Annotated in this window: 16 protein-coding genes; 12 read left to right on the plus strand and 4 right to left on the minus strand. The window is 61.1% G+C overall.

Annotation, left to right across the window (positions count from 1 at the left end):
• Positions 1-2 precede the first annotated feature (2 nt).
• The 4 genes from IB277_RS22460 to IB277_RS22475 form a co-directional block, all read right to left on the minus strand.
• Complete coding sequence (locus IB277_RS22460; RefSeq protein ID WP_370689681.1) at positions 3-1019, minus strand: ABC transporter ATP-binding protein; 1017 nt, start codon at positions 1017-1019, stop codon at positions 3-5.
• Positions 1020-1282: 263 nt separating this feature from the next.
• Complete coding sequence (locus tag IB277_RS22465; protein WP_192371794.1) at positions 1283-2350, minus strand: extracellular solute-binding protein; 1068 nt, start codon at positions 2348-2350, stop codon at positions 1283-1285.
• A gap of 614 nt (positions 2351-2964) precedes the next feature.
• On the minus strand, positions 2965-4281 hold the full coding sequence (locus IB277_RS22470) for an aspartate aminotransferase family protein (RefSeq protein WP_192371796.1): 1317 nt from the start codon (positions 4279-4281) through the stop codon (positions 2965-2967).
• A 2-nt stretch (positions 4282-4283) separates the two neighbouring features.
• On the minus strand, positions 4284-5333 hold the full coding sequence (locus IB277_RS22475; protein WP_192371797.1) for a phosphotransferase enzyme family protein: 1050 nt from the start codon (positions 5331-5333) through the stop codon (positions 4284-4286).
• Between the two features lie 181 nt (positions 5334-5514).
• Between IB277_RS22475 and IB277_RS22480 the strand changes: the two genes are divergently transcribed.
• From IB277_RS22480 to IB277_RS22535, 12 genes are all read left to right on the plus strand, one after another.
• Positions 5515-6195, plus strand: a complete 681-nt coding sequence (locus tag IB277_RS22480; RefSeq protein WP_034800404.1) for a GntR family transcriptional regulator — start codon at positions 5515-5517, stop codon at positions 6193-6195.
• A gap of 76 nt (positions 6196-6271) precedes the next feature.
• A complete protein-coding gene (locus IB277_RS22485) occupies positions 6272-7012 on the plus strand; it encodes an SDR family NAD(P)-dependent oxidoreductase (RefSeq protein ID WP_034800406.1) in 741 nt (246 codons plus the stop codon).
• Between the two features lie 197 nt (positions 7013-7209).
• The gene (locus IB277_RS22490; RefSeq protein ID WP_192371799.1) at positions 7210-8262 is read left to right on the plus strand and encodes an ABC transporter substrate-binding protein; all 1053 of its coding nucleotides are present in this window, start codon (positions 7210-7212) and stop codon (positions 8260-8262) included.
• Positions 8263-8352: 90 nt separating this feature from the next.
• On the plus strand, positions 8353-9432 hold the full coding sequence (locus tag IB277_RS22495) for an ABC transporter ATP-binding protein (RefSeq protein WP_210339647.1): 1080 nt from the start codon (positions 8353-8355) through the stop codon (positions 9430-9432).
• On the plus strand, positions 9429-10607 hold the full coding sequence (locus tag IB277_RS22500) for an ABC transporter permease (RefSeq protein ID WP_060585502.1): 1179 nt from the start codon (positions 9429-9431) through the stop codon (positions 10605-10607). The genes IB277_RS22495 and IB277_RS22500 overlap by 4 nt, the downstream gene beginning before the upstream one ends.
• 2 nt (positions 10608-10609) lie before the next feature.
• The gene (locus tag IB277_RS22505; protein WP_060520183.1) at positions 10610-11392 is read left to right on the plus strand and encodes an ABC transporter permease; all 783 of its coding nucleotides are present in this window, start codon (positions 10610-10612) and stop codon (positions 11390-11392) included.
• A 461-nt stretch (positions 11393-11853) separates the two neighbouring features.
• The gene (locus IB277_RS22510) at positions 11854-12873 is read left to right on the plus strand and encodes an ABC transporter substrate-binding protein (protein ID WP_192371801.1); all 1020 of its coding nucleotides are present in this window, start codon (positions 11854-11856) and stop codon (positions 12871-12873) included.
• 20 nt (positions 12874-12893) lie between these two features.
• Positions 12894-14576 carry an iron ABC transporter permease gene (locus IB277_RS22515; protein WP_192371803.1) on the plus strand — a complete coding sequence of 561 codons (1683 nt, stop codon included), beginning with the start codon at positions 12894-12896 and terminating at the stop codon, positions 14574-14576.
• A gap of 4 nt (positions 14577-14580) precedes the next feature.
• A complete protein-coding gene (locus IB277_RS22520) occupies positions 14581-15678 on the plus strand; it encodes an ABC transporter ATP-binding protein (protein ID WP_192371804.1) in 1098 nt (365 codons plus the stop codon).
• Positions 15675-16532 (plus strand): inositol monophosphatase family protein, encoded by an 858-nt coding sequence (locus IB277_RS22525; protein WP_192371806.1) that lies wholly within the window; start codon positions 15675-15677, stop codon positions 16530-16532. The genes IB277_RS22520 and IB277_RS22525 overlap by 4 nt, the downstream gene beginning before the upstream one ends.
• 43 nt (positions 16533-16575) lie before the next feature.
• Positions 16576-17364, plus strand: a complete 789-nt coding sequence (locus IB277_RS22530; protein WP_210339648.1) for a MurR/RpiR family transcriptional regulator — start codon at positions 16576-16578, stop codon at positions 17362-17364.
• A 22-nt stretch (positions 17365-17386) separates the two neighbouring features.
• The gene (locus tag IB277_RS22535; RefSeq protein WP_060606803.1) at positions 17387-17971 is read left to right on the plus strand and encodes a tyrosine phosphatase family protein; all 585 of its coding nucleotides are present in this window, start codon (positions 17387-17389) and stop codon (positions 17969-17971) included.
• Positions 17972-18939: the final 968 nt, after the last annotated feature.

An 18939-nucleotide genomic window follows, 5' to 3' on the forward strand; every position in this document is an offset into this window, starting at 1 on the left:
GTTCAGCCTCCGAAAACCTGCATATCCTGTGGCATCCATTCACAGAGAAGTTTCTCGCCCGTTTGGAAGCTGTGGCCGGCGCTGCGCGTATGGACTTCCGTTGTCAGGATGCTTCCGCCAATATCGATGTCGTATTGCACGACATCGCCGACATAGGTCACACGGACGACCTTGCCGTGGGTCGAATTGGTCGCGATGCTGACAAGGCTGCGATCCCTGCTCGGGGTCAAGTTGACGCGATGCGGACGGATGGCCGCCTTTGCCTTGCCCTGCACCAAGCCTTTGGTGTCACATAAAAATGTAGCGCCGCAGATGCTTACCCGATCCGCTGCTTCGATCTCGCAGTCCATCACGTTAGTGCGGCCGACAAATTCGGCGACGAACAGATTGGCAGGGCGCTCGTAGATATCTTCGGGCGAGCCGAGTTGGGCAAGTTTGCCGCGATTCATAACGCCGACGAGGTCGCACATGGTCAGGGCCTCGACCTGGTCGTGTGTCACAAAGACGGTCGTGATCTGCAGCCGCTGCTGAATTTCACGGATCTCGATCCGCATATCGTCGCGCAGCTTGGCATCGAGGTTGGACAAGGGTTCATCGAGAAGAAGAATGCGCGGACGGATTACGAGCGCGCGCGCCAATGCCACGCGCTGCTGCTGGCCACCCGACATTTCCTTCGGCTTGCGGCTGCCATAACCGGGCAGCCTTACCATTTCCAACGCCTCTTCAACGCGGCCCCTGGCTTCAGAGCGGGACACACCCCGCATATCAAGGCCAAAGGCTATGTTTTCGGCGACAGTCATGTGCGGGAAGAGCGCATAGTTCTGGAAGACCAGGCCGATGTCGCGCCTGTGCGGTGGCCTGTGGGAAATGTCGTCGCCATCGATCAGGATGTTGCCTTTGGTGATGTCCAAAAGGCCGGCGATCATCCTCAGCGTCGTTGTCTTGCCGCAGCCGGAAGGTCCGAGCAGCCCAAGGAGCTTCCCTTTCGGGAGATCGATGTCGAGATCGTCGACTGCCATGTAGTCGACGCCATAGCGTTTGGTCACACCCTTAAGCTTCAGGAAGGCCGGGTCACCCGTGGTAGCGGCGGGCACGGCCGCGGCCTGCGCATTCTGGCGCAGCTGTTGAATCTGCATATCATCACCGTCAGGATTTGAGGTCGTCGTGTGACGCAAAGTCGGGATTGCCGCCATCGCAGGTGCTCTGCGGCGTGCCGATGCGTCGTTTGTTGGTGTGGTGGAGGCCTCTGCGACCCGCGTGCGTTCGCAGAGCCGCTCCTCGACTATCGCCCAGCCGGAATAATCTGGCGCCGCCATGGTTGGAGGATGCTCTCGCGCATGTCGCCGATGCTCATCCAGTCGACGTTGATCAACTTTGCGCGTTGCGCCGGGTCCATGAGAGGAATGCGCTTCCTTGTCGCTTCATCGACCTCGGCCTTGGTGTTGGTCGGGGCATAGAACATCGCCTTGGCAAAAGCGGTCTGGGCCTCGGGGCTCAGTGCATAGTCGATGAAGGTTTCTGTTGCCTCCTGCTCGGAAGCATTCTTGATTGCGCTGATAACGTTGATCTGAGAGGCCGTGCCCTCGACTGGACCGACGGACTGCAATCTGCCTTCTGTGTGATCAAAGAAGAACTGCGACCTTGCATTGTAACCGATCGAGACCGTGGCAGTACCGTTGCCAACGAGCGTATATGCGTCTGGTTTCGGCTCCCAGGTCTGCACCCTTGGTGCAAGTTCAACCAGTTTGTCCACGCCGGGCTCGATTGTCTTCTTGTAATCGTCCTCGCCGGCAAGACGGTTTGCAATGATCGTTAGAAGGATTGCCTGGATGTCGCCGCCGCCCTGTGCCGGCAGAACAATCTTGCCGTCCTGCTTTTGGTCCCAAAGTGCCTCCCAGCTCGTGGGCGGATTGGGAAATGCGTCACGGTTATAAATTAGGGAGAGCGTATCATATGTGACGGGGATCGCCGCCCCACCAAGGTCCTTGCCGATTTCGGAGATGTCGGCGTAATTCGGGATCTTGTCGGTGTTGAGATCCGCGACGAGGCCCTCTTCCTGGGCGATCTTCGCCACCGAAAGATCATAGATGACGGCATTGACCTGCGGAGCGTCCCGCTGTGCACGCATGTTTCCGAGCGAGGTAGCTGCGTTCTGGACGCCGAAGTAGGTCACTTTTATGTCGGGGTGCCCCTTCATGAAGGGCTCGATGACACTCTTGACGTAATTTTCTTCAAATGGGCCGCGGTAGCCCATAACGGTAATATCGCTGGCATTGGCTGCATAACCTCCCGCCGTCATCGTAACCGCGAAAAGCGCCATCGAAAGAGTACACTTGGAGATCTGATTCATTGATGTTCCCCTTTTTGCCTTGTGGCCTTGCTTGTTGAGGGAACGATATGAAAGGGCGCGAACGCGGTCCAACGACTAAATCTTACCGACCAATTAGAATTCCTTTTCAAAGCGTGTCGGACTGCTGCGGCGCATTGGTAGCGCCTTCGGAAGCACTCGACTGGGCCCTGACGCCAACCTCGAACGACAGCCCCTCACGAAGAAGATCGTCCGACTACAGTGCCCGATTGCGGCAGCGCTGATTGCTAGGTTTGGCCTTGTCGTGGCGCCTGGGGGCTTTGCGCGGGCGATGCCCACTCGACTTTTCGACCTTCAGCGAGAGGGGGCGGGGAGGTGCTGGTGTCGTTCTGTGTCGCGAGCAGACGACAACCAACAGCCGGCGTCGCTTGAAACCGTGACAAGGGGCCCTCCAACCTTTTACGACGACGGTTCGGCGAATAGGCCTTCCAGGCGCGATATTCCCGCTCCAGCAATGTTGATGCGTGGGTGTCATTTGTCACGCCTGTCGCCAACCAAGAGGGGCACCGTCGACGTGGCATTTCTGCGACGTTGTAAATGTGGCCCCGGCTCGCGACGCTGCGCAAATGTATCGACTGCGGCGCGAAGCCTCCTATTCAGAGAGACCGCAACACGTCGCCAAATGCATCCAACAGCATGTCCGCATTCTCGCGAGAAAAGACGAGAGGTGGCCGGATTTTCAGAACATTGGCATTGGGACCGGAGGCGCTGATGAGGATGCGGCGATCTCGCAGACCATTTACGATCCGGGTCGTTAGCGCGGCATCAGGGCTCTTGGCGGCAGGGTCGGCAACGATCTCGACGCCGATGAAGAGACCGGAACCGCGCACGTCCCCGAGAGCGTGGTATCGATCCGAAAGGCTCTTGAGGCCACCCATCAGGTAGGAGCCGACCTCCAGCGCATTTTGCTGCAGCCCCTCAATGCGGATAGTGTCGAGCACTGCCTTGCCGGCCGCGGCGGCGACCGGATTGCCGCCGAACGTGTTGAAATAGCGCGCCTTTGGGCCGAACTCAGCGATAACCTCGGGGCGCAGCACTATACCCGCCATCGGATAGCCGTTACCCATTGGTTTGCCGATCGTCACCATGTCGGGTGCAACGCCGTGGCGTTCAAAACCCCACATCGTTTCGCCCGTTCGACCGAACCCGGGCTGCACCTCGTCGGCGATGAAGAGGCCGCCAGCCTCGTGGATCGCGTCCACCGCAGGCTTGAGAAAACCTCTCGGCCCTTCGAAGATGCCGTCGCTGGAAAAGATCGTATCGGTGATCAGCATGGCCGGCTTGATGCCGTGACGTTTGAGATCGGCGATTGCGGCGCGCACGTCGTGGCCGAATTTTACCGCCATCTGTTCGGGCGAGTGACGGTAGCTGTCCGGCGCGGGCACCGTGCGCACATGCGGGCCGAGCGTCACGGATTCGCCGAGCGAGGGCGAGAATTCGGCAACCGCGCTCGTCAGGCCGTGATAGGCGAGGTCCGTCGCGATGATGCCGGTACCCCCAGTGACGAAGCGGGCGATGCGAACGGCGAGATCGTTCGCTTCACTGCCGGTGCAGGTGAACATGGCCTGGCTGAGCGCCTTGGGGAAGGTGGCCGTCAGCGCCTCGGCATAGGCGACGATACCTTCGTGCAGGTAGCGTGTGTGAGTGTTAAGCACGGCCGTCTGCTTCGTGATTGCCTCCACCACGCGCGGATGGCAATGGCCGAGCGAGGCGACGTTGTTGTAAGCGTCGAGATACCGCTCGCCGGCCGTGTCGTACAGAAAAACGCCTTCGCCGCGGACAAGATGCAGCGGTTTTTCGTAAAACAGGCGGTAGGCGGGACCGAGCACTTTTTCTCGGCGCGCGATAAGCGCCCTCTCGCTCTCGTCTAGTCGGTCGAAATCTGCACGCGAAAAAGCATTCACCATCGACATGATCAAGCCTCGGAAAGGTTGGGCGCGAGCCGTTTCAGCCCGGCCGGAGTGAGATCGACTATGTTCTGCAGGCCGCGGCATGCGGTCGCGTGGTTACGCATGATATAGGCCCGGTTCTCAGGAAAACGTGCGGAACGCCACTCCGCGATGATGATGGACATGGCGAGGCGGGAACGGGCGAGAAGCGGTAGCAGCTCGATTTCGGCCGGCTCCAGCGCGCGCGCCGACAGGAAGCCTTCGAGGAAGGCGCCGGTGCGGGCGGCCCAGTTGTCGGTCGCAAGGTGATAGGAGAGGGCGACGGCAAGGTCATTGACCAAGGGCGCATGCACCATGTCGCCGAAGTCGATGATACCAACAACTTTGGTCGGCTCTGCCGGATCAAGCAGGATGTTGTGCGGATTGAAATCGTTATGGATGATCTGCCGGCGCTTGATCGCGGCGATCGCCGGCATCGAGCGTTCGAACTCGGCGAGTATGGCCTCCACCTGCGCTCGGCGCTCGATGCCGACATGGTCGAGCAGGGCGACAAGGTCGAGTGTATGAGAAATGTCCCACATCAACTTTCCGGCGGGCGGGCGCCCTTTGTAGTCTTCGAGACCCAGCCCAAGTTGTGCGAGCGCCCGGCCGACGTTGCGGCTCTGCGTCTCTGAGGCCGAGGTGCGGTATTGCAGTTCGCCGCCGAGGAAGGTCAACAGGCGCATGACGCGGGGGCCATCGGAGGTGGAAAGCGTATGGCTCGGCGCTCCGGTTTTCGTGAGCATGAGCCTTGGCACCGGTACATTGGGGGCCGCAGCCTCCAGATGCATTAGCGCACCATCCTGGAACTCAAGCGAGGCCGGGTCTTCGGCGGGATTGGCAATCTTGAGGATGAAGTCCTTTCCGTCCGAGCGGGTAAAAAGAAAGGTCTCGTCTCTTTCGCTTGAGAGCCGCCTGATCGAGCCGCTCGCGTCATAGACCTGCTTCACCGCCGCCTCCGCATCGGAAAGCGATGTCGCGCTCCATGTTGCCGACATGGAATCGGCGTTCTTGGCGGTGGGCGATGGCTCCGTCATGCTTGCTCCGTTGGCGCGGTCGCCCGCATTTCCGTCAATCTCTGCCCGCCAGCTGACCACGACGACGACGACATTGTCGCGCCAAGCCGTTCGGTGAATGATGTCTGCGACACGCCATACTTGAAACACAGCGAAAAAGATGCATCAAGTATCTTGTTATTCCATTTTTCGGACGAATTCCATGCCTCAATTCACGTCACTGGATCATGAGAACCTCAACAGCGTCGTCTATGGTGCGTTGTGCGATGCGCTGATCCAGGGACGGTTCCAACCCGGCGATCGGCTGAAGATCCGGGATCTGGCAGAGCAATTCGGCACAAGCGTTACGCCGATCCGCGACGCAATCCTTCGGCTTGCCAATGACGAGGCGATTATCTTCCGCTCGCCGCGCGACATCCGCATCCCGGGCTTGAGCGAAAACCGCTACCGCGAGATCCGCGCAATCCGGGTGCGCCTGGAGGGACTGGCCGCAGAGACTGCGGCCCAGGTGGCGACGAGCGCGGATATCGAAGCGTTGGAGCGGATCTTGCGCGAAAACGAACAAGCAATCGAGGCCGGCGACCGACTGAAGGGTACGCAACTCAACCAAGCCTTCCACTTCCTGCTGCCGCAGATCGCCGGGCTGCCGGTGCTGAACAGCATCCTGCGGCGGCTCTGGCTGCGGATGGGACCACATATTTCCGATGCTTACATAGAGGGCGGACGGGCGATGATTGACCACCACTACCCGGTCGTCGAAGCCCTGAAGCGGCACGATCCCGCCGCCGCTTCGATGGCAATCGTCGACGACATCCTGCTCGGCGGCAAGCCGATCCTCGAGCGCATCGAACGGGGCAGCGAGCCGGAGGCGCGCCGGGCTTAACGTCGCTTGGAATAGGAGACTTGCAATTCATGGGCAGCCTATTACGATGCATCAAACATCAAAAGGAAGCGCTCCGATGACCGATGATTGCCGGTACATGTTGCTGACGGGGGCGAGCCGCGGGATCGGGCACGCAACGGTCAAGCTCTTTCAGTCGAAGGGCTGGCGCATTCTCACCGTTTCTCGGCAGTCCTTTTCCGAGGAATGTGCCTGGCCGTCCGCACGCGAGAGCCATATCCAGGCCGACCTTGCCGACCTCACGCAGATTGACCGCCTGGCTGCGACCGTGCGCGAGCGCCTACCGAACGGCCGACTGCATGCACTCGTGAACAATGCGGGCATTTCGCCGAAGGGACCGGGCAAGAGTCGCCTCGGTGTGCTGGATACCGATGCCGATGTCTGGACGCAGGTGCTCAACGTAAATCTTGTGTCGACCGCTTTGATCGCCCGCGCGCTCATGCCGGAACTGGAAGCGGCGAAGGGCTCGATCGTCAATGTTACGTCCATCGCAGGCTCTCGCGTCCACCCTTTTGCAGGCGTTGCCTATGCGGCGTCCAAAGCGGCGCTGGCCTCACTGACCCGCGAAATGGCGCACGAATTCGGCCAACGCGGCGTCAGGGCGAACGCCATCGCGCCGGGCGAGATCGAAACGTCTATCCTGTCGCCCGGAACCGATGAACTGGTGGCGGCGGAAGTGCCGATGCGAAGACTGGGCGAACCGCGCGAAGTCGCGGAGACCATCTACTTCCTTTGCACCGAGCCATCGTCCTACATCAACGGCGCGGAAATCCACATCAACGGAGGGCAGCACGTCTGACAACGGTCAAATCGGGAAAAACCCGTTGGCCTGCAATGACTAGAATGCATCCATCGGTTGAAACGTCCAAGGGAGAATGGGCGCAAAGACCGGTGAGGCCGCAGCCACCGCCGCAAACAGGACGGGGACAACGGTCTGCATGGGATCGTCATCGGAGCCGCAGCGGCTCTTTCACCAACGAAGAAAAGGGGAATGCCATGAAGACAATCTTTCAATCGGGTGTCCTGGCGGCGGCTGCCGTCGTTCTGTCGGCGGGCCTTGCTGTGCCGGTTTTCGCGCGAGATCTAACAGTCGTTTCATGGGGTGGAAACTATCAGGATGCCCAGCGCAACATCTACTTCAAACCGTTCTCCGAAAAGTCCGGCAAGCCAGTGCTCGACGAAGCCTGGGACGGCGGGATCGGCGTCATCCAGTCGAAGGTCAAGGCCGGCGCACCGAACTGGGATGCGGTGCAGGTGGAAGCCGAAGAACTGGCGCTCGGTTGTGCCGACGGTCTTTATGAAAAGATCGACTGGGACAAGATGGGCGGTAAGGACAAATTCCTCGAATCTGCGGTCAATGACTGTGGTGTCGGCGCCATCGTCTGGTCGACGGCCATCGCCTATGACGGCGACAAGCTGAAGGAAGGCCCGACTTCCTGGGCGGACTTCTGGAACGTCGAAAAGTTCCCCGGCAAGCGCTCGCTGCGCAAGGGCCCAAAATACACGCTGGAATTCGCGCTGCTCGCCGATGGTGTCTCCAAGGATGAGATCTATGACGTTCTCGGTACAGAGGAGGGGGTCGCCCGCGCCTTCAAGAAACTCGACGAATTGAAGCCTAACATCGTCTGGTGGGAATCGGGCGCACAGCCGTTGCAGTTTCTCGCATCGGGCGAAGTCGCCATGACTTCGGCATACAACGGCCGCATCACCGGCATCAATCGGTCGGAAGGCAAGAACTTCAAGGTCGTCTTTCCCGGCAGCATTTATGCCGTGGATAGCTGGGTCGTGTTGAAGGATGCTGAGAACAAGGAGGCTGCGCAGGACTTCATCGCTTTTGCGAGCCTGCCGGAAAACCAGGCGAAACTGCCGGAATTCGTGGCATACGGTCTGCCGAACAAGGAGGCTGCGTCCAAAGTACCGGCGGAATTCTCCAAGGACCTGCCAACCGATCCTGCCAACATGACAGATGCCATCTCGCTCAATGTCGATTTCTGGATCGACAATGCCGAGACGCTGACGCAGCGCTTCAACGCCTGGCTCGCCCAGTAAGAACATCCGTGGTGAAGGGCGCTCCACCGGGAGCGCCCGTTCCTGGATGGCTGGGTGCGTTTCTTGAGGACGCATCCTTCGCCTTTAGCGATGGAGTCTTCCGTGGCCGAATACATTCGATTTGACCGCATTACGAAATTCTACGGCCCGCTTTGCGTGGTTGAACATCTCGATCTCGGCATCGGGAAGGGGGAGTTCGTCAGCCTGCTCGGCCCGTCCGGCTCGGGCAAAACGACGCTTCTTATGATGCTCGCTGGCTTCGAGCAGCCGACCGCGGGCGAGATCCTTCTCGACGGAACTGCCATCAATAAGGTGCCCACCTACAAGCGGGACATGGGTGTTGTCTTCCAGAGCTACGCGCTCTTCCCGCACATGTCAGTCGGCGAAAACATCGCTTTTCCGCTCCAGATGCGGGGCATTGGCAAGGCGGGGATCGATGAGCGCGTCAAACGTGCACTCGACATGGTGCAGCTTTCAACCCTTTCCGACCGACGGCCCTCGCAGCTCTCGGGTGGCCAGCAGCAGCGCGTGGCGCTTGCCCGGGCGCTTGTCTTCGAACCGCGTGTCGTGCTGATGGACGAGCCACTCGGCGCGCTTGACAAGCAGTTGCGCGAGCAGATGCAACTCGACATCCGCGATCTGCACCGCCGCCTCGGCCTAACAATCGTTTTCGTTACGCATGACCAGTCCGAAGCGCTTACGATGTCGGATCGCGTCGCCGTCTTCAACAAGGGCAAGATCGAGCAGATCGGGACACCCCGCCAGGTCTACGACGAGCCGGCGACGCGCTTCGTCGCCGAATTCATCGGCGAGACCAATCTCGTCGAAGGTGTCGTGGAAACCGTGCAAGGCGCGGAAGCGACTGTGCGTACTCGTTCGGGGGCACAAATTGTGTCGGCGGTTTCCGGCAGCGTCGCTTCCGGCCAATCCGTCTTTCTCTCCATCCGTCCGGAACGGGTAGATCTCAGCGAGACGCGCAGTGAGGGTCGAAACGTCTTGGAAACGGAAGTTACGGATTCCGTTTATCAGGGCGATCATTTGCGCGTGCAGTTGCAGAACGCCACTCACCCGCTGATCGCCAAACTCGGCAGAAGGTCGCGCGAGTTTCCGCCAGGCACCAAAGTCTTTGCGGCGTTTTCGGCCGGCGATTGTCGGGTCATTGCGCCATGAGTGGAGTCTCCTCCCGCACAGGACGATCGCTGCTTCTTCTGGCGCCGCTGCTCTTTTTCCTCATAGGCTTCTTCGTTTGGCCGCTCTTCAGCATGATGGCGCAGTCCGTGTCGGATCCGGCCGTGTTGCGCCTGCTGCCACGCAGCGCGGAAGTTCTGGCCGATTGGGACCGTAAGTCTCCACCCACCACACCCATGCAGATGGCGCTGATGGAGGACCTGAAGTCCGTCGACGACGATCAGGCGCTTGGTGACATGGTGCGGCGTCTCAACAGCGCCCGCTCCGGTTTTCGCACGCTGATGGGCAAGACGACGAGTGCATTGAAAGATACGGCGAACCCACCCGCCGACCTCGTTTCCATCGACAAACGCTGGGAGAAGCCGGAGTTCTGGCTGGCGATCGCAGATGCGCTCTCGCCCTATACCGACCGCAACCTGCTTGCCGCCGTCGATCTTGGTCGCAATGCGGCTGGTGATATCGAGCATCTGCCGCCAGACCAGTCCGTCAACGCCGTGATCCTCATGCGCACCTTCTGGATAGCCGCGCTCGTCACCTTCGCATGCGCCTGTATCGGCTTTCCGTACGCAATCATCGCCGCTTCGCTCGACGGTTGGAAGCGTGATCTGATGCTTGGCGCCGTGTTGTTGCCGCTGTGGACGTCGCTTCTGGTGCGCACCGCGGCCTGGTTCATCCTGTTGCAGGAGCAGGGTCTCATCAATGATCTCCTGCGCGCCATCGGCCTCATAGATGCGCCGCTGACGCTGATCTTCAACCGCACCGGCGTCATCATCGCCATGACCCATGTGTTGTTGCCCTTCATGGTGCTGCCGATCTATTCCGTGCTCATCACCATCCCGAAGAACTTGATGCCGGCCGCCGCCTCGCTCGGCGCGCGCCCGCTGCGCGCTTTCCTGCGAGTGCTGCTGCCGCTAAGCCTCAGGGGTGTGGCGTCCGGCGCTCTGCTAGTTTTCATCTCTGCGATTGGCTATTACATAACGCCGGCGCTGATTGGCGGACCGGGCGACCAGATGATCTCCTCGATCATCGCCTTTTACGCTACGGGATCGGCGAATTGGGGCATGGCCGGTGCGCTCGGGGTCGTACTCCTGGTCGCAACTCTGCTGCTCTACAGCGTCTACTCACGGCTCTCCAGCGACGAAGTTGGGGGGCGGTGACCATGCCGATGAAAATCGCCAAGGCCACCTTCGCCACGCTGACGATCCTCTTCCTCGTCGCGCCACTCATTGCCATCCTGCCGCTCGCCTTCACCTCGAGCGTGATCCTCACCTATCCGATCCCGTCGTGGTCTCTACGCTGGTTTGAGGAACTCTTCTTCGCGGACGCCTGGCGGCGGGCAATCGTCAACAGCCTGATCATCGGCACGGGCACGACCTTGCTCGCAACCGCGCTTGGTACGGCCGCGTCGCTCGGCCTGCGCAACCGCCTTCTTCTCTTTCGCGGTTCGATGCGCACACTTTTCCTGCTGCCCATGGTGGTGCCGGCCGTCGTGCTGGGGGTCGGCATGCAAGTGCTGCTGGCGGGTTTTGGCCTTACCAACAGTTACATGGGCGTGATCATCGCCCACACGGTCGTTGCGGTGCCCTTTGTGGTCGTGAGCGTCACCGGCGCGCTTGCCGGCATCGACCAGCGCGTCGAGCTTGCGGCCCAGAGCCTCGGTGCTTCGCCAACGACGGTGTTCCGCCGGGTCACCCTGCCGCTCGCCATGCCGGGCGTACTCTCTGGCGCGGTGCTCGCCTTTGCAACGTCGTTGGACGAAGTCGTCCTCACGCTCTTCGTCGCAGGCCCGAACCAGCGGACGTTGGCGCGGCAGATGTTTTCCAGCATCCGTGAAAACATCAGCCCTGCGATTGCTGCAGCGGCCTTTCTCTTCATAGCGGGGACGGTTTTGATCGGGCTCGTTGTGGTTGTGTCGCGGTCCTTGATTGCGAAGCGGCGCTAGGCGACGGGAAGCACAGCGCTCCCAGCATCTCACCGCAGACGGTGTCGAACTCTGCAGGATTGCGGTGCGGCGGCTTGCATTTCCCGGACGCAGTGCGAGACCTCCGCAGAGGTGTAGGTCTCAACTCGCAGGAGTTTGCCACGGCAGATCGTTGCGCTTCGCGTGACGCGAATTCCCACTTTCCCCCACAGGCGCTGCGCTATGCTGAACGCTCTGATGCGCTTCATCCCCAGCTCGTTGGCAATGCTGTCACAGCTATCGCGCGTCGCCGGGACGATGTCGCCTACTGCGTCCGCCAAGGTTGGTGGGCTACATGGCACAAGATAAAATGTAGCTTTCTTACATTCTCTTTGACAGATGTAGATTTCCTCACTATACCAACAATCACGCGCGGCGAGTGAGATCTGAGAGCCCGGAAAGGCTTTCACGGGAGGCCGAGCGTTCATTTGGAGGAAATCAAAATGTCACGCCGTTTCGCGCTGGCTTCAGCGCTCGCAGTCCTGTGCTCGCACATCTTTTCCGCCGGCAGCGCCAGTGCTGCGGCCATGACCGTCTACTGCCCGATGTCGGAAGACGACTGCGGTGCGGTGCTGAAAGCCTTCAAGGACGACACCGGGATCGAAGCGCAGTTCGTGCGCATCGGCGCCGGCGAGATCCTCGCCCGCATCAGGGCGGAAAAGAACAATCCGCAGGCGGGTCTCTGGCTTGCAGGAGCAGCCGACAATTTCATCCAGGCGGCCAGCGAAGGCTTGCTCGCTGCGCATAAGGCGGCGGGGGTCGAAAAAGTCGACCAGCGCTTCACCGACAAGGAAGGCCGCTGGACGCCGATCTCGCTGTCACCGATCGTTTTTGCCTACAGCCAACCGGTTCTCGATGAAATCGGGGCCAAGCCGCCGACCAGCTGGAAGTCGTTCGCGGACGCAGCCTTCCAGCAAAGTGTAGCGCTTGCCCACCCGGCATCGTCGGGAACGGCCTATGTCGCTCTTGCTTCGATGGTCCAGCTTCTCGGCGAGGAGCCGGCCTTCTCGTTGATGAAGGACATCGACAAGAACGTCGTGCAATACACCCGCTCGGGCGTGGCGCCATCACGCATGGTCGCCAACAACGAGATTGCGCTGGCCATGGCCTACACCCAGGACATCGAGGCAGCACTCGCCCAGGGCTATCCGGTCGGCTATTCATTTCCTGAAGAGGGTACGGGCTTCGAGGTGAATGCTGCAGCCGCGATCGCCAACGCGCCGGAAGAACAGGCAAAGAGTGCCGCGGCGTTTCTGGACTGGGTTCTGACGGACAAGGGTCAGGCGGCCATCGGTGCAACGTTCCGCGGCCCGATCGTGCCCGGCTACAAGAACCCGGAAGCGAAGATCGACCTCTCCAACGTGAAGATGATCGACTACGACTTTACCTGGGCCGGTGAGAACCGCGCGCGGCTCCTGCAGCGCTACGAAAGCGACGTGCGCCACAAGGCCGACGCCAAGTAAAGCCGGCAAGGAGCCCCGACATGACCCTCGTCTCGCAAGCGACCCCGTCCGGCCGGACGGGGGCATCGCCGGCCTTCCTGCGCAAGATCACCGTCGACCCGTGGCTGTTCGGCCTCTTCGCCCTCGTCACGCTTTCGGTGCTGGTCTTCGCCGTCCTGCCCATCTTTACCGTCATGAAGCAGGCGGTCGTCACCGACCATGGCTTCGATTTCGCGGCGCTCGCCGATACGCTTTCCCAGTCGTTCGTCTGGGAGGCACTGGTCAACACGCTGCTGCTCGGCGCCACCTCGGCGGTCATCGCCACCGCTGCCGGCTTCCTTCTCGCCTTTTCGGCGACGCGAACGACCATGCCCGGCAAGACCTTCATTCATGGCGTGGCGCTGCTTCCGATTATCTCGCCGCCGTTCGTGATGGCACTGGCGGTCGTTATTCTTTTCGGTCGCTCGGGCCTCGTCACCCGCGAACTGCTCGGCATCCGCAATGCCAATGTCTATGGCTTCCATAGCCTGGTACTGATCCAGTCGCTCGCCTTCACACCGATCGCCTATCTCAACATTCGCGGCATGCTGCAGTCGATCGACAGCGCATTGGAGGACGCCTCCGCATCTCTGGGGGCTTCACGCTGGACGACCTTTTCGCGGGTGACGCTTCCGCTCGTCACGCCGGCGATTCTCAGTTCAACCCTGCTCGTCTTCGTCAAGTCGGTTGAAGACTTCGGCAATCCGATGCTGATCGGCGGCAACTTCAACACGCTTGCCGTCGAGGCCTATTCGCAGATGGTGGGCTACTTCAATCTGCAGGCGGGTGCGCTGCTTGCGAGCCTCATGCTGGTCCCGTCCATGACGGCCTTCCTCATCCATCGTTACTGGGTGAGCAAGCGCAGCTATGTGACCGTCACCGGCAAGCCGACAGCCCAGACGATCCGTATCTCCGGCGCCGTTGTGATCCCGCTGACGATCCTGTGTTACGCGGTCGCTTTCACCATTCTCACCTTCTATCTGACGGTGATCTACGTCTCGTTCACGAAACTGCCCGGCGTCGACAACACGCTGACGCTCGCCCACTACAAGACCGTCTTCACGGCGGGCTTCGAGACGCTCAGCAACTCGCTGCTGCTTGCGGGTGTTGCGACGCCGGTGACCGCGATTGCCGGCATGCTGATCGCCTATCTGCTCGTCCGCAAGGCTTTCCCGGGCAGCTTCCTGCTGCGTTGGGGGACGCTGTTGTCGTTCGCAGCACCGGGGACCATTCTCGGCATCGGCTATGTCAGCACCTTCAACGCGCCGCCCATGCTTCTGACCGGAACCGCCTTCATCGTCGTTGCGGCGATGGTGGTGAAGAACCTGCAGGTCGGGATCGAGGCCGGCTCTAACCAGCTTCGCCAGATCGACAAGTCGATCGAGGAGGCGTCCACCGTCCTCGGGGCGTCCAACACACGGACCTTCTTCGAGATCACGCTTCCGCTTCTGAAACCGGCGCTTTTCACGTCTCTGTCCTACGCCTTCACCCGCTCGTTGACGACGCTGTCGGCGGTGATCTTCCTCGTCTCGGCCAACTGGACGCTGATCACCGTCACCATTCTGTCGCAGGTTGAGACGCTGAAGCTCGGTGTCGCCGCCGCCTATTGCAGCATCCTTGTCTTCGTCGTGCTCGCCATTCTTGCGGTCATGCAGTTCCTTCTCACTTCGACCTCGAAGAGGTAAGCCCATGTCGAAAGTCATCTTCTCCAACATCACCAAGCGCTTCCCGGGTATCACCGGTGCGACGGCCGTCGACCGGCTGAACCTCACGATCGAGGAAGGCACGCTCGTCACGCTGCTCGGCCCCTCCGGCTGCGGTAAGACCACGACGCTCAGAATGCTTGCCGGCTTCGAGACGCCGAGCGACGGGACAATCACGGTCGGCGGGCGTGACGTCACCAACGTTCCCGTCAATGCGCGCAATGTCGGCATGGTGTTCCAGAGCTATGCACTCTTCCCGCACATGAGCGTGCGCGAAAACGTCGAGTACGGGGTGCGCCTGCTCAACCTGCAGCGCGCCGAAATGAAGGACCGTGTCGCGTCCATTCTGGATACCATGGCGCTGGCGCAATATGCCGATCGCTCGCCTTCGCGGCTTTCCGGCGGCCAGCAGCAGCGTGTGGCGCTTGCCCGCGCCGTCGTCACGCAGCCGAAGGTGCTGCTGTTCGACGAACCGCTCTCCAACCTCGACGCACAGTTGCGCGAGCGCATGCGCGACGAGCTGCGCGCCATTCAGTTGCGTCTCGGCATTACGAGCCTTTATGTCACCCATGACCAGAGCGAGGCCATGGCGATCTCCGACCGCGTGGTGGTGATGCGCAACGGCGTCATCGAGCAGGGCGACACGCCGCTCAACGTCTACTCCCGCCCCGGAACCGGCTTTGTCGCCGAGTTCATGGGCAAGGCAAATATTCTGCGCGGCAAGGTCGAGACCGCAGACGCTGCGGTCGTTCGCGTGCAGATCACATCCACAATGACCTTTGATCTGTCGAGCGATGGTCGCGTCTTCAGACCCGGCCAGGAGGTGCGCTGCGTGGTGCGGCCGGAGCACATCCGGGTCGAACCCGAGGGCATAATGGCGGCAAAGGTGCGCCGCGTCGTCTTCCAGGGCGCCTATGTCGAATATCTGACCGACCTCGAAGGCCAGGAATGCGTCTTCCTCGATACCGAATACTACCGGACGGGCGTTGCCGAAGTCGGCCAGACGCTGCGCCTTTCCGTCGATAGCAGGCCTGTCTGGATCCTGCCGGAAAATGAAGCCGACGCCATGGGAAAAGCCGCATGACCCTTAACCAAGCCATCCGCCATGATCTGCACCGGGTAATCGTGGACGTCGCTCACGAAGCCGCGCTTGCTGCCGGCGCCGTTGCCCGCAAGGGCTTCCTCGAGGCTAGTCCGGAGACGCTGCAAACCCAGCAGAAGGCCGGGTTTTTCGACATCGTTACTGCCTCAGACAAGGCGGCGGAAGCTGCGGCCTGCGAGATCATCCGGTCGCGGCTACCGGCATCACGGATCCTCGGCGAAGAAGGTGGCCTGCAAGGCGAAGGCGATACGACCTGGATCATCGACCCGATCGACGGCACCAGCAATTTCGCCTCCGGCCTGCCCTTCTTCTGCGTCTCGATCGCGGCCTACCATTTCGGCGAGCCGATCTGCGGCATCGTCTATGATCCGATCCGCGAGGAGCTCTTCCTGGCCACCGGCGGGCAGCTGTCATTGAACGGGACTGAGGTAAAGCCTTTCCTGCGTGGGTGCACCGACCGTGAAGTCGAGCTTTTGAGCAACGCTCCCTATGAGGGTGAGCGCCCGTCGCGTGCAGCACAGGAGGCTCATGCCGATCTTGTCAATTCCTTCCGTGCCGTGCGCCGTCTCGGCTCCTGCGCGCTGCACCTCGCCTATGTCGCTTGCGGCCGGGTGGCGGTCGCCTACGAATCGAAGTTCAGCGCCTGGGACATTGCAGCCGGCATCCAGCTCGTCGCGGCGGCCGGAGGCCTCGTCATAGCTCAGGACGACGAAGGCCGGTCGCTTACTGCGCACGAAGAGGCGCTCGGATCGGTGAAGAGGCTCGTTGTGGCGCAGGCCGGTTTTGACTATCAATCGTCCTGCCTGTCGAAGCTCATGGCTGATGGGACATTGTGATCCTCATGTTCAACAATCCCTCCACGCCGGAACGAAGGGTTCCATGCTCGATCTGATCAGGCAGTCTCTCTCCCAGTTCACCCCCGCCGAGCGCAGGATCGCCGAGGCGATCCTCGACACTCCGAGCACGGCGATCACCTGGTCGATCACCGACGCGGCGCGCATCGCCAGTGTCAGCGAGCCCTCGATCATCCGATTCTGCCGGCGACTCGATTGCGACGGCTTTCCCGATTTCCGTCTGAAGCTTGCCCAGCAGCTCGCCGTGCGCCAGGCGCCGCCAAGTCCGGTGGAGGGCGACGGCGACCCACTTACAGGCCTCGTCGACGATGTTTTCAACCGGGCCGCAGAATCCTTGCGCGAAGCCCGGCACGACCTCGACCTCGAGACGCTGCGCCGCGTCGTCGATCTGCTTGCCGGGGCCCGCCGCATCGACGTCTACGGTTATGGCGGTTCCGGCTTCCTCGCCGGCGAAACGCAGCACCGCCTCGCCTCGCTCGGTATCGCAAGCGTTGCCTATTCCGATCCAACCTTGCAGATGGTTTCGGCACCACGCCTGACGGGAGAAGACGTGCTCTTCGTGCTCTCCTTCTCGGGCCGCACGAGCTATCTTATTTCGAACATCGAGATTGCCAAGAAGGCCGGCGCACGTATAATTTCCATCTCTCCCGGCGGCTCCGTCGTCGCCTCCCTCGCCGATGAAAACATCAATCTCAACGCCTACCGCGCCTCGACCCATCCCCTCATCGTGCCGACCGGCCGCGCCCCGATGTATGTGATGCTCGACGTGCTTTTTGCCCTGCTCGCGCGCAAGTGCGAGGCAGACACGCTATGAACCGGATGCAAGGACAATCGACATGGAAACGACCTTTTCGCCAGTGCTGACCGTTTGCGGGATCGACGAACTACCGGGCCAGAGCGACAGGAAGGTGACCCACGTCCTGTCGATCGTCGATCCGGAGCTGCCGGAACTTGAGGCGTTTGGAGGTTACGGCGCCCATCACCGCACGACCTTGCGCTTCCACGACATCATTGCAGCCGTACCTAACCGGGTGATGCCGCGCCCCGACCATGTCGAGGCGATCCTTCGCTTCGGCAACGACTTCCTGGAGCGCGCAGATAAGCAGGCGTCGAGCCACGTTCTGGTGCATTGCCATATGGGCGTGTCGCGATCGACCGCCGCGATGCTGACCCTGATGGCGCAGGCAAACCCGGACGAGCCGGGCGAGAGCCTGTTTGCCCGTCTTGTCGCCATCCGTCCGCAGGCCTGGCCGAACTCGCAGATGATCGGCTTTGCCGATGAACAGCTCGGCCGCGGAAGCGACCTCACCACGGCGCTGCGCCGCCATTACGGACGACAGATCAAAAGCCGCCCCGAGTTCACCGAATGGATGACCTCCCTCGGTCGCGAGGCGGAGTTGAAGATGGCCATGCTCGGCTGACGTCGACCGCTGGCTCGTAGACCTTTTGAAGGATCTTTCGCGGCCGTTCGATGATCATGCGATCCCCGAGCTTGAAGGCGGCCCCGCCCTCTGCGGCCGCGACCTCAGTTGCGTCGCGCACCGAGCGGGGCCTAGGCGTCTCGCTGACGCCGCCACATACCCAGGCATCGACTAGTCGCATGTTCTCGATCAGATCAGGCGAGCAATCGACGCTGACGAGAGGGCGCGTTTAGAAAGGGAAGGGGCTCTTTTCGGGAGCCACCATTGGGTGGGGGAGCACGGCTCCCACATCATCAGCGCCGCCCACACTTTCGCCCGCGTGTATAACGTCATGGTGAAGCGGGCGGCTTGCGGTTGGGATGCTCGCATCGTTTGATGCAGTTTATCGTCTCTGACGCGGTGACCGCTTCTTTTGCGCGACTCCTTAGCGAAATCGACCTTCTTCGGAACGTCGGTCGCCGTGCCATCAGCCCTTCGAGGCGAGATCGAGCAACTTCGCTCGCAGAACATGATCACCTTCTCCTAGCATGGGTCTCGAACATCTCTGAGAAATGGGCTGGCTACAGGCCGAGGTTCTGGCATATCGGCAACATTCACATCGGCCGCCTGCTGGAGAGGCAGGCAAATGGGAGGCGGCTCACCACCAGGATCAGTACCCCGTATTTGAGCGGAGCTGCTTGCCGGGGGCGTGGGCCCGGTTGCTGAATAATCGCCGGCGCTTGCCGAACCTCTTGGGACGATCGATTTCCGCCCGTTTCAGCGGGTGGAAAGTGGCTGCTGCTGCCTGTGGATAGAAATACCGTTTAATTTCAATTGGTTGTGAGATTTATGTCGGGCCCATGAAAATCCCTGTTGACGTCTGTGAGGATGGGGGTCTATAAGCCCGATCACTGACGAGGGCGGCGGCGCTGCTGGCGACGACGACCTTCGCTCTAGAGTTTCCTGGTTGGCTTGGTGCTGATTGAGGG

This window comes from Ensifer sp. ENS07 (genome assembly GCF_014852185.1).
GTDB lineage: Bacteria > Pseudomonadota > Alphaproteobacteria > Rhizobiales > Rhizobiaceae > Ensifer > Ensifer adhaerens.